Source organism: Bradyrhizobium sp. (genome assembly GCF_052389815.1).
In the GTDB taxonomy this organism is placed as follows: Bacteria; Pseudomonadota; Alphaproteobacteria; order Rhizobiales; family Xanthobacteraceae; genus Bradyrhizobium.
The window spans coordinates 1-11,243 of the sequence record NZ_JBQTHN010000015.1 but is presented as its reverse complement, the minus strand read 5'-3'; the positions used below and the strand labels follow the sequence as shown (position 1 = coordinate 11,243).

10 protein-coding genes and 1 tRNA gene are annotated in these 11,243 nt (G+C 66.2%); 6 read left to right on the top strand and 5 right to left on the bottom strand.

The genetic code is table 11. The features are described from left to right. A partial coding sequence (locus tag ACT4OC_RS03810) for a PilZ domain-containing protein (protein ID WP_444837679.1) occupies positions 1-294 on the top strand: 294 nt, incomplete at its 5' end. A gap of 76 nt (positions 295-370) precedes the next feature. On the opposite strand, the gene ACT4OC_RS03805 is transcribed toward ACT4OC_RS03810, so the two are convergent. After that, positions 371-811: a hypothetical protein gene (locus ACT4OC_RS03805; RefSeq protein WP_444837678.1), complete on the bottom strand. Its 441-nt coding sequence runs from the start codon at positions 809-811 to the stop codon at positions 371-373. A 277-nt stretch (positions 812-1,088) separates the two neighbouring features. Here ACT4OC_RS03805 and ACT4OC_RS03800 point away from each other — a divergent pair, with 277 nt between their 5' ends. Next, positions 1,089-1,343 carry a hypothetical protein gene (locus ACT4OC_RS03800; RefSeq protein ID WP_444837677.1) on the top strand — a complete coding sequence of 85 codons (255 nt, stop codon included), beginning with the start codon at positions 1,089-1,091 and terminating at the stop codon, positions 1,341-1,343. A gap of 111 nt (positions 1,344-1,454) precedes the next feature. Here the strand turns inward: ACT4OC_RS03800 and ACT4OC_RS03795 are convergent, their stop codons facing one another. Beyond that, entirely contained in the window at positions 1,455-1,784 is a 330-nt protein-coding gene (locus tag ACT4OC_RS03795) for a hypothetical protein (RefSeq protein WP_444837676.1), read from the bottom strand. A gap of 467 nt (positions 1,785-2,251) precedes the next feature. Here ACT4OC_RS03795 and ACT4OC_RS03790 point away from each other — a divergent pair, with 467 nt between their 5' ends. Then, entirely contained in the window at positions 2,252-2,530 is a 279-nt protein-coding gene (locus ACT4OC_RS03790) for a hypothetical protein (protein ID WP_444837675.1), read from the top strand. Between the two features lie 60 nt (positions 2,531-2,590). Here ACT4OC_RS03790 and ACT4OC_RS03785 read toward each other — a convergent pair whose 3' ends face one another. Beyond that, complete coding sequence (locus tag ACT4OC_RS03785) at positions 2,591-2,749, bottom strand: hypothetical protein (protein ID WP_444837674.1); 159 nt, start codon at positions 2,747-2,749, stop codon at positions 2,591-2,593. 11 nt (positions 2,750-2,760) lie between these two features. After that, complete coding sequence (locus ACT4OC_RS03780; protein ID WP_444837673.1) at positions 2,761-2,994, bottom strand: DUF6894 family protein; 234 nt, start codon at positions 2,992-2,994, stop codon at positions 2,761-2,763. Between the two features lie 323 nt (positions 2,995-3,317). Here ACT4OC_RS03780 and ACT4OC_RS03775 point away from each other — a divergent pair, with 323 nt between their 5' ends. Then, entirely contained in the window at positions 3,318-4,253 is a 936-nt protein-coding gene (locus tag ACT4OC_RS03775; RefSeq protein WP_444837672.1) for a 1-phosphofructokinase family hexose kinase, read from the top strand. Positions 4,254-4,873: 620 nt separating this feature from the next. On the opposite strand, the gene ACT4OC_RS03770 is transcribed toward ACT4OC_RS03775, so the two are convergent. Further along, positions 4,874-4,950 (bottom strand) — tRNA-Arg (locus ACT4OC_RS03770). Between the two features lie 303 nt (positions 4,951-5,253). On the opposite strand from ACT4OC_RS03770, the gene ACT4OC_RS03765 reads away from it, so the two are divergent. Beyond that, positions 5,254-10,458 (top strand): alpha-2-macroglobulin family protein, encoded by a 5,205-nt coding sequence (locus ACT4OC_RS03765; protein WP_444837671.1) that lies wholly within the window; start codon positions 5,254-5,256, stop codon positions 10,456-10,458. Further along, the coding region (locus ACT4OC_RS03760) for a transglycosylase domain-containing protein (RefSeq protein WP_444837670.1) at positions 10,455-11,243 on the top strand (789 nt) is incomplete at its 3' end. The genes ACT4OC_RS03765 and ACT4OC_RS03760, both read left to right, overlap by 4 nt.

Sequence of the window (11,243 nt, the reverse complement as noted above, 5' to 3'; positions counted from 1 at the left end):
CGCGTCGCCTTCGAGCATCCGGTGTCGGCGCAGTTGATGGCGATCGACGGCACCTGGCGCCGCGATTGCAGCATCTATGACGTATCGGACGAGGGCGCCAAGCTCGCGGTCGGCACATCGATCGACGGGCTTCAATTCACCGAATTCTTCCTGGTGTTGTCGTCGACCGGACTTGCCTATCGTCACTGCAAGCTCGCCTGGGTGAACGGCGACCAGATCGGGGTGACCTTCCTGAAGCGCGGCAACAACAAGAAGGCGGCCCGCCGCGAGTCGCGCGATCGCTACGTGGAGTGAGACGCGTAGAGCAGGATGCACGGCCCGCCCGAATCTCGTCTGCCAGGCCGGGGCGGCGAGGCCCGCCTTCCCCAACTCATTGGTTTTGCCGGACCCTGATGGCGCGCTGAACTTCATCGGCCAACCGGTTGAGATGCTCGTGCAGCCGGTCGAACATCGCGCGTTTGGCCTGGTCGGTCGCGAGATCGCGGATCAGCGCGGCCTCGGCGGCATCCTTCCGAAGCTTTTCGACGGAAGCATCGAAATCCTTCATGGCTATGCCGGCGGCTTCGCTTCGGGCGACGTCAGCCAGGCATTCATATGCGAAGCGGTCTCGGCCTGCCTTGCCTTTCGCAAGGCGGCTTCGCGGGCTGCGCCTGGCGGCAGCAACCTGGCCTCGTCGCGCAATCGCTTTGCCTCGGCGGCCAACCGTTCTTCCAACGATCGGGATTGCTTGAATCGACGGCGCATTACGGTCATCCGCATCTCCCTTGTCCGAGCGGGGCGGGAGCGCAACCGACGTTCCCGTCACCGGCAAATGCCTGGGTGCTCTCGCGGAACATCTCAGCGTGCGCCGAAACCGTTGGCAAAACGAGTCCAATATTTTGTTTCGCAGATGGAACTTTTGGCCGGCCGGCTCCAAAGTGGAACCGAAACGATTGAGCGAGGCGGAGGCGGCGTTTCCACGGCCGCCGCGAAAAAGAGCGAGGCGCCTGCCGGGCGTTGTTGCCAACGGCCTGCAATGGTGGTGAAGTCCCGGCCAACAAGAACGCCGCCGATGATGTGCGATGGCGTCACACGGGAGCGAAACAATCGTGAAAAGCCCGATATGGCCGACTGCACCGGAAGACATCCGGCACTACCGTGCACTCGGCTCGATCTGCCGGCAACAGGCGGTACTTCATCCGGAAGCAAACTGGTTCTGGCTTAGCCAGGCCGAACGATGGGAAGATCTTGCCGCCGCCGCGCCCGCTTCGTCGAGCCGTCTCGACGGTGCGACGGGTCCGGTGCAGACCAGTCCGGTGCCGACGAGTCCGGTGCCGACGAGTCCGGTGCAGAAAGCAGCCTAGACCGGCCCCGGTGCAAGGGCCCAAGCCGCAGCCATCCTGACGGACGGCTTGCGCACGAGAAGCATCGCGACCGTCGGGGATGACGCGTAGAGCCGGTCTTCGCCTTCCGGCTCAATGAATCGTCGGCGCACCCAGCCCGAGGAAATTGCAGAGTTGCGTGGCGGCGGTCTGCGCCTCCTTCTTGTCGTCGGCCGGCAGCGCCCAGGCCGCGCCGTCCCGGGTGACCAGCAGCGTGTTGCAGATCTCCGCGCCGGACGCCCGGTCGACGGCCGCATCGACGGCGCATTCGCAGATCTCGGACAACGGCATCTCAACGGGCTTGCGGGACCAGAGCAGCAGCTTCCGCTGCACGGTCGCCTTGCCGGCGTTCCGGTCCAGCGTGATCGTGGTGGTGCCTGACGTGGCGACGAGTTGGCTCGGACTTTCGCTGATCTTCATCATCGCATTGCTCCCTCTGGGCAATCGGGGAATGCACGAATCTGACGCACGCGATGGACCGCTTCAATCCTGACAAAGCGACGCAGCGGACCGAATAGGTCAGCCTGGCTGACAGCAATCGAGTAGAGGCGGCTCGGTAGCCGGCGCCGTTCCTCTCATGGAACTTGCAACGCCGAGTCCGACGCTCTTATCCGTTACCGTATCCGTTCGCGTCGCGGTGAGTGAGTCCGTCGCGCAACACTGGCGAGCAAGAACACACAACAATGGTGGATTCGTTCACGCGAGAATTGCGCAACGACGGCGCTCGCTCATAATTCGCGCGGGGCAGCGCGGTTACTTTCGATTCGGATCAAGCACATCGAACGTCAACAGCGGAAGCGAGCTTCGCGTGTTAGTCGGCAAGTGCGGCACATCAAACCGCCAACAGCGCCCCCAAGAAGCGGAACGGCAAACCCAGGGGACGCAACTTCATGACACGTTACAGGATACACCACCCAGCACTTGCACTCGCCATCGCCATCGCCGGCATCGGACTCTCCGCATCGCCCGGCCTGGCATTCTCCTCCGAAGCCCAGCAGATGTGCACGGGCGACGCCATGCGGCTTTGCTCGAGCGAAATTCCAAACGTCTCCAGGATTACCGCCTGCATGATCCGCAAGCGCTCGCAGGTCAGTCCCGGCTGCCGCGCAGTGATGGAGCGCGAGGCCGCAGCGTACCGCAAGAACCGGCGGGCTGCTGTCGACGATTGAGCCCGGGCCAGCGTGCGCGCCGGTTTTCGGTGCGCACGTCGCACGCGAGCGTCAAACCGGCTAACGCTCGGGAAAAGGCGGATGCTTGGCGCGCCATTTCGGCCCTGGCCCGCGCATGTAGTGGAACTCAGGCCGGTAGGGGTCGAAAATGGTCCTGACCAGTCTGCGCCATCCGGCGCCGACTGCATCGAAGCGAAGGGGCGGCTTCAGCGAGGTCATCGGCGCCTCCTTTAATGCGGCTTGCCCAGCAGGGACGCGAACGGCAAGTCGAAGATTTCCGCGCCGATATCGTCCTTGACGATGAGCCGCCAGCCCCGCCAGTCCTCCATGCCGGGCCTTGCGATCAACGAGCGCACGATCTGCTCGGCATACGCGCGGGTATCGGCAAAATCGCTCACGATCGCCTTGCATCGGTCGACCGTCGCACCGGCATTGTTGGCGCAGTGGAAGTGGACCTCAGTCATGGGCTTCTCCCGAAGCGGTTCATTCTGCAAGGCTAGCTCCGAAAATGGACAGCGAACATTTCGGTCGATCACCTAAGGGCCAGCACGGAGGGGAGGACGCGTGGTGCGCTCTCGCCGCGGCGGTGAGCCTGATCGTCGCGGCCAGGCGCAATCGCCTGTGTTGGCGGAGCAGAATCACCTACAGTCGCGGGCGGGGTAGGAAGCGGAGGGCGGAATGAGGCTCGCTTCCTTTGAAACCATGCTGGTCCTGGCGTCCCTGACCATGCTCGCTCTGGTCGTGATGGGCGGATAGATCCTGACCTTGCGGGATTGGCTATTCTGACATGACCGCCATCGTCACGGTTACGCTCAATCCGGCCGTCGATCTCTCGACCGCGGTGGAGCGGATCGTTCCCGTCCACAAGATGCGGGGGACCTCGCAGCGGCACGACCCCGGCGGCGGCGGCATCAACGTGGCTCGCGTGGTCGCGCGCCTCGGCGGAGACGTCAGCGCGATCTACCTTGCCGGCGGCGCGATGGGCGATCTGTTGCGCCGGCTGCTCGAAGGCGAGGGCATCGCAGGCCGGGCGCTGCCCATCGCCGGCGAAACCCGCGAGGATTTCTTCGTCGACGAGACCAGCACGGGCCAGCAATACCGCTTCATCCTGCCCGGGCCGCGCCTTGCCGAGCACGAATGGAAGTCGTGCCTGGCGGCGGTCGCCGGGTTGGATCCGTTTCCGCGCTTTCTGGTCGCCAGCGGCAGCCTGCCTGACGGCGTGCCCGACGACTTCTATGCACAGCTGGCGCGGATCGCGAAGCCCCGCGGCGCCAGCGTGATCCTGGACACATCGGGTGCGGCCCTTGCTGCCGCCGTCGCCGAAGGCGTCGACCTGATCAAGCCGAACCTGCGGGAAATGCGCGAGCTCTCGGGTGGCGCCGACACGCCGGCGGCGTGGGAGGTGGCGGCAGAGCGCCTGATCGACGGCGGAGGAGCCAGGATCGTGGCGCTGACCATGGGACATCTTGGCGCGGCGCTGGTCACGTCGGAAGGAATATTGCGCGCGAGGCCGCTCACGATCACGCCGCGCAGCGCGGGCGGCGCCGGCGACAGTTTCCAGGGCGCACTGGTGTTCGGCCTCGCCGCAGGCAACGCGCCCGCCGACTGTTTCCGCAGCGCCGTCGCCGCCGGCGCCGCCGCGCTGCTGCATCCCGGCACCGAACTGTGCCGGCCCGACGACGTCGCGCGTCTGACGCGCGATGTCGTGATCGAGCGAGACTGAAGTCGCGGCGCAAATCCTCTTGCAGGTGTGTAGACGGGGATGCGCGCGGGCGGCCGTCATCCCGAGACCGCCGCCCGTAACCGGGAACCGAAGCAGTCGCGGGGATTAATCTCTGTCGTCAACAGCCACGGGTAACTTGCTGTGAATACGTCAGCAAAATAGTGGCGGCCTTCGCGGAATCATCTACGGTCAAATCGGGGTGAGGAAGCGGAGAACAGTAATGAAGTTCGCTTCCTTCGAGAATGTGTTGATGCTGGCGACGCTGACCATGTTCGCCCTGTTCCTGGCGTGGAGCGTCAAGATCATCGCGGCGTGGACGTGAGCGCGCGTTTGGACGTGCGCCTCGCATCACGGCCGGCGGAATGGCTCAAGCCATCAACGGCCGCGGCATCGCAAAACGCCGGCGCCTGTTCCTGACAATGGTCCGCGGGTAGCTGGCGGCTGCCGTGACAGGCGCCGTCAGAAGGGCAATCGCGCTGGCCATCATAGTGCGGCGGAACATGGAAACCTCCCGTTTCATCCGATCCGGCTCTTGGTCGAGGGGGAGGTTGGCGCGGGTTCAGGGGAACCGCATCCCGAAGCCGTGATCGGGGCGTCAGCGGATCCGAGGACGGCGCACCTGGCGATCCCGGCAGGATTCGAACCTGCAACCCTCAGAGTAGAAATCTGATGCTCTATCCAGTTGAGCTACGGGACCAGACCGTTTGCGGCGGCGCAACCGGGTATGTAACACTGCCAATATGAAAAATCCGCTGCGCCGCCAAGCCGGTATCGAACCGGCGGGCGGTCTGTAGCGACTAAGGCGAACGGTGGGCCGCCGGCAGGCGGTCCGGCCGTTCGTTGCGCCGCGTCGGACCATGCGTCCGGAAGCGGCTTTGGGACCCGTTTGGCAATGCTCTGCGACCTTTTCGCTCGCCCGTCACCCCGCCATCAGTCCGTCACCTTTTCGCTGCGTTTTATGCCTCGCGCGGCCGTTGTCCGCGCCCCAAGGAGCTTCCCCATGATCGGTTTGGTACGCGCCGCAGCTTTGTGCGCCACGCTGGCGCTTGGCCTGAATTCGGCACTGGCCGCGGACAAGAGCTTCAAGCGCGACGAACTCGCCGATTCCGCCATCAAGCTGGAGGCCGAGATCAGGAAGGAGGCGGGAGCCGTCGCCAAGCCCGCCGCCACCCTGAAAAACGATGCGGACGCCGCCTTCAAGCGCAACGATTTCCGCACCGGGCTCGACCTCCTCGGCAAGATCGCCGCCACCACGCCGGAGGACAGCGGCAACTGGCTGCGGCTTGCTCGCACCATCTTCCAGATCCGCCCGGTCAACTCGACCGAGCAGACCTTCCTGCTCGAGCGCGCCTCCACCGCGGCCTACATCGCCTATCAGCGTGCGGGCAATGCCGGCGAGGAGGCCGATGCCCTGGCCGTGCTCGGCCGGGCGCTGGGCGACCGCAAGCTGTGGCGTCCGGCGCTGGACGCGATGCGGCTGTCGCTGGACCTGCGCGAGGTCGCCGACATCAGGGGACAATATGAGAAGCTGCGCGACCAGCACGGCTTCCGCCTGCTCGACTACAGCGTGGATTCCGACGGCGCAACGCCCCGGGCCTGCTTCCAGTTCTCGGAGGAACTCGCCAAGCGCGTCGACTTCTCGCCCTTCGTGGCGCAGGCCGGCTCCGACAAGCCGGCGCTCTCCTCGGAAGGCAAGCAGCTCTGCATCGAGGGACTGAAGCACGGCGAGCGCTACAACATCAATCTGCGCGCGGGCCTGCCGTCCACAGTGAAGGAGAGCCTGCCGAAATCTGCCGAGTTCAACATCTATGTGCGCGACCGCAAGCCGTTCGTGCGCTTCACGGGCCGCGCCTACGTGCTGCCGCGCACCGGACAGCGCGGCATCCCGCTGGTCAGCGTCAACACGCCGGCGGTCAATATCAACGTGTTCCGGATCGGCGACCGCAACCTCATCAACACCGTGATCGGCGGCGACTTCCAGAACACACTCAGCCGCTACGAGCTCAGCGACCTCGGCGACGAGCGCGGCGTCAAGGTGTGGTCGGGGGAACTCGCCACCGCAACCACCCTGAACCAGGACGTCACCACCGCCTTCCCGGTGGACCAGGCGGTCGGCGATCTGCAGCCGGGCGTCTATGTCATGACCGCCGCGCCCAAGAATCCGGGCAGCCAGGACGACTCGTCGCTGGCGACGCAGTGGTTCATCGTCTCCGACTTGGGCGTGAGCGTGTTCTCCGGCAATGACGGCGTCCACGTCTTCGTCAATTCGCTGGCCTCGACCGAAGCCGTCACCAAGGCCGAAGTGCGCCTGATCGCGCGCAACAACGAGGTCCTCGCCACCCGCAAGACCGACGAAGCCGGCCACGTGCTGTTCGAGGCGGGCCTGGCGCGCGGCGAGGGTGGGCTCTCCCCGGCGATGGTGACGGTCATGAGCGAGAAGGCGGACTACGCCTTCCTGAGCCTGAAGAGCAACGCCTTCGATCTGACCGACCGCGGCGTCGCGGGGCGCGTCGTGCCTGCAGGCGCGGATGCCTTTGTCTATGCCGAGCGCGGCGTCTACCGCTCCAACGAGACCGTTCATCTCACCGCGCTGCTGCGCAATGGGCAGGGCAATGCCATATCAGGCACACCGCTGACCCTGGTGATCGAGCGGCCGGATGGCGTCGAATACCGCCGCGCCGTGCTGCCCGACCAGGGCGCCGGCGGCCGCAGCCTGTCGATCGCACTCAATTCCGCGGTCCCGACCGGGACCTGGCGGGCGCGCGCCTTCACCGACCCGAAGGCGGCTGCCGTCGGCGAAACCACCTTCATGGTCGAGGATTATCTGCCGGAGCGGATCGAATTCTCGATTACTTCCAAGGACAAGGTTATCAAGGCTGAAGTTCCTGTGGAGCTGAAGGTCGACGGCCGCTTCCTCTATGGCGCCCCGGCTTCGGGCCTGCAGATCGAGGGCGACATGCTGGTGACCACCGCAGCCTCCGGCCGACCGGGTTACTCCGGTTACCAGTTCGGTGTTGCGGACGAGGAGAGTTCCAGCAACGAGCGCACCCCGCTCGAAAACCTTCCGGTCGCCGACGCCAATGGCGTTGCGACCTTCCCGGTGAGCCTCGCAAAAGCGCCGGCCTCGACCCGGCCGCAGGAGGCGCAGTTCTTCATCCGCATGGCCGAGACCGGTGGCCGCGCGGTCGAGCGCAAGCTGGTGCTGCCGGTGGCGCCCACCGCCAACCTGATCGGCGTCAAGCCGCTGTTCGGCGAGAAGAGCGTCGCCGAAGGCGACAAGGCCGAATTCGACGTCGTGTTCGTCGCGCCCGACGGCAAGCAGGTCGCGCGCAGCGGCCTGCGCTACGAACTGATGAAGATCGAGTCGCGCTACCAGTGGTATCGCCAGAACAATTATTGGGAGTATGAGCCGGTCAAGTCGGTGAAGCGCATCAGTGACGGCGATATCAACCTCACCGCCGAGCAGGCGGCGCGGTTGAGCTTCGTGCCGCAGCCCGGCCGCTACCGCCTCGACGTCAAGTCGACCGAGGCCGACGGGCCGCTCACCTCGGTGCAGTTCGACGTCGGCTGGTACTCCGAAGGCGGCGCCGACACGCCGGACCTGCTGGAGACCTCCATCGACAAGCCGGAATATCTCTCCGGCGACACCATGGTGGTGTCGGTCAATGCGCGCACGGCCGGCAAGCTGACGGTGAATGTGCTGGGCGACCGGCTGCTGACCACGCAGAGCGTCGACGTCAAGGAAGGCACCAACCAGGTCAAGATATCCGTCGGCAAGGACTGGGGCACCGGCGCCTATGTGCTGGCGACCTTGCGCCGACCGCTCGATGCGGCGGCCCAGCGCATGCCCGGCCGCGCGATCGGGCTGAAATGGTTCGGCATCGACAAGAAGGCGCGTACGCTGGCGGTCGAACTCGCGCCGCAGCCGCTCGTTCGTCCGGGCAGCGCCCTGAAAATTCCGGTCAAGCTCGGCGGACTCAATCCCGGCGAGGACGCCAAGGTGGTGATTGCCGCCGTTGACGTCGGCATCCTCAACCTCACCAATTACAAGCCGCCGGCGCCGGACGACTTCTATCTCGGCCAGCGCCGCCTCACGGCCGAGGTGCGCGACCTCTATGGCCAGCTGATCGACGGCATGCAGGGCACGCGCGGCCAGATCAAGTCCGGCGGCGATGCCGGCGCGGAGCTGACCGGCAGCCCGCCGACGCAGAAGCCGCTGGCGCTCTATTCGGGGATCGTCACGGTCGGCGCCAACGGTGCGGCCGAAGTCAGCTTTGACATCCCGGAATTCGCCGGCACGGCGCGGGTGATGGCGATCGCATGGACCGCGACCAAGCTCGGCCGCGCCACGACCGACGTTACGGTGCGCGATCCCGTGGTGCTGACGGCGACGTTGCCGCGCTTCCTGCTCAACGGCGACAAGGGCACCGTGAGCTTCGACGTCGACAACGTCGAGGGAGCCGCCGGCGACTACACCATCAGCGTCAAGACGACCGGACCGGTGAAGGTGACCGGCAATCCCGCCACCACGGTCAAGCTTGCCCAGAAGCAGCGCACCTCGCTGTCGCTGGCGCTCGATGCCGGCGGTGCCGGCACCGCCAATCTCGACGTCGACATCAAGGGCCCGAACGGGCTGACCCTGGCGCGGCATTACGCCGTCGACGTCAAGGCGGCGAACCAGATTCTGGCGCGGCGCTCGATCCGGACGCTGGCCAAGGGCGAGAGCCTGACGCTGACCTCGGACATGTTCAGCGATCTCGTCCCGGGCACCGGCAGCGCGTCGCTCTCGGTCAGCCTGTCGACCGCGCTCGATGCCGCGACCATCCTGAAGGCGCTCGACCGCTACCCGCACGGCTGCTCCGAGCAGATCACCAGCCGCGCGATGCCGCTGCTCTATGTCAATGATCTCGCAGCCGGCGCGCATCTGGCGATGGACGCTGCCGTCGATCAGCGCATCAAGGACGCCATCGAGCGGCTGTTGGCCCGCCAGGGGTCGAACGGTTCGTTCGGCCTGTGGTCGGCGGGCGGCGACGACGAATGGCTCGACGCCTATGTCACGGATTTCCTGACCCGGGCTCGTGAGAAGGGTTTTGCGGTGCCGGACGTGCAGTTCAAGAGTGCGCTCGACCGCATCCGCAATTCGGTCGTCAACGCCGACGAGCCGGAGAAGGACGGCGGCCGGGACCTCGCCTACGGCCTTTATGTGCTGGCGCGCAATGGCGTGGCCCCGATCGGCGATCTGCGCTACCTCGCCGACACCAAGCTGTCCTCGCTTGCAACCCCGATTGCGAAGTCGCAGCTCGCGGCGGCGCTGGCGCTGGTCGGCGACAAGGCGCGGGCGGAGCGGGTCTATGGCGCCGCGCTCGAGGCGCTCAACCCGAAGCCTTCAATCGAGTTCGGCCGCACCGACTATGGCAGTGCGCTGCGCGATGCCGCAGCTCTCGTCTCACTCGCCAGCGAAGGTAACGCGCCGCGGGCGACGCTGACCCAGGCGGTCGCCCGGGTCGAGGCCGCGCGCGGGCTTACGCCCTATACCTCCACGCAGGAGAATGCCTGGATGGTGCTGGCGGCGCGGGCGCTCGCCAAGGAGACGCTGACGCTCGACATTGACGGTGCCTCGGTCAGGCAGGCCGTATTCCGCAGCTACAAGGCCTCCGACATGGCCGGCAAGCCGGTCAAGATCACCAACACCGGCGAAGCGCCGGTGCAGGCGGTGGTCTCGGTGTCGGGCTCCCCGGTCACGCCCGAGCCGGCTGCCTCCAACGGCTTCAAGATCGAGCGAAGTTACTACACGCTCGACGGCAAGCCGGCCGACGTCACCAAGGCGAAGCAGAACGACCGCTTTGCCGTGGTGCTGAAGATCATCGAGGCCAAGCCGGAATACGGGCACATCATGGTGGCCGATTATCTGCCGGCGGGGTTCGAGATCGACAATCCGCGGCTGGTCTCCTCCGGCGACAGCGGCACGCTGGACTGGATCGAGGACGGCGTGGAGGCGGAGAACACGGAGTTCCGCGACGACCGCTTCACGGCGGCGATCGATCGCGCAGCCGACCACAACGCGCTCTTCACGGTGGCCTACATCGTACGCGCGGTATCGCCCGGAAAGTACGTGCTGCCGCAGGCCCATGTCGAGGACATGTACAACCCCTCGCGCTACGGCCGCACCGCCACCGGCACCGTCGAGGTGCGTCCGGCGAAATGAGCGAGCGCGGGGACCATATTAGCTCGTCATGCCCGGGCAAGAGGCGCGAAGCGCCGTCTTCGCGCCAGATGTCCCGGTCATCCACGACTTCACGTGGGGCGAAGAAAGACGTGGATGGCCGGGACAAGCCCGGCTTTGACGCGCGTGGTGGGCGGCGCGGCCGAAAAATGCTGGCCGGTGTCGCTGCAATGTTCCTCGTCCTCGTCTCGGCCTTCGCCGCCTGGGTCATCTCGCTCGAGCCGCTGCCGCTGGATCAGGCCAAGCGCGTCTCCACCACCATCGTCGACCGCAACGGCAAGCTGCTGCGCGCCTTTGCGATGTCCGACGGGCGCTGGCGGCTGCCAGTCGATGCGAAGCGCGATGTCGACCCGACGTATCTCAAGCTGCTGCTCGCCTTTGAGGACAAGCGGTTCCATTCCCATGCCGGCATCGATCCGCTGGCGCTGACGCGGGCGGCGTTCCAGCTCGTCACCAGCGGCCGCATCGTCTCCGGCGGCTCGACCATCACCATGCAGGTGGTGCGCCTGCTGCTCGGCGAGCACGACCGTTCGCTGTGGGGCAAGTTCCGTCAGGCGCTGCTGGCGCTGGCGCTGGAGCGGCGCTTCTCCAAGGACGAGATCCTGCGCCTCTATCTGCGGCTCGCGCCGTTCGGCGGCAATCTCGAAGGCGTGCGTGCTGCCTCGCTTGCTTATTTTGGCAAGGAGCCGCGGCGGCTGTCGGTGGCCGAGGCCGCGCTGTTGGTCGCCATCCCGCAGTCCCCGGAGATGCGTCGCCCCGACCGCTTC

What these genes read in the sequence shown, in the direction of transcription:
- ACT4OC_RS03785 (WP_444837674.1), bottom strand. Translation starts at nt 2,749, where the DNA reads ATGACCTCGCTGAAGCCGCCCCTTCGCTTCGATGCAGTCGGCGCCGGA.
- ACT4OC_RS03795 (WP_444837676.1), bottom strand. Translation starts at nt 1,784, where the DNA reads ATGATGAAGATCAGCGAAAGTCCGAGCCAACTCGTCGCCACGTCAGGC.
- ACT4OC_RS03780 (WP_444837673.1), bottom strand. Translation starts at nt 2,994, where the DNA reads ATGACTGAGGTCCACTTCCACTGCGCCAACAATGCCGGTGCGACGGTC.
- ACT4OC_RS03775 (WP_444837672.1), top strand. Translation starts at nt 3,318, where the DNA reads ATGACCGCCATCGTCACGGTTACGCTCAATCCGGCCGTCGATCTCTCG.
- ACT4OC_RS03790 (WP_444837675.1), top strand. Translation starts at nt 2,252, where the DNA reads ATGACACGTTACAGGATACACCACCCAGCACTTGCACTCGCCATCGCC.
- ACT4OC_RS03765 (WP_444837671.1), top strand. Translation starts at nt 5,254, where the DNA reads ATGATCGGTTTGGTACGCGCCGCAGCTTTGTGCGCCACGCTGGCGCTT.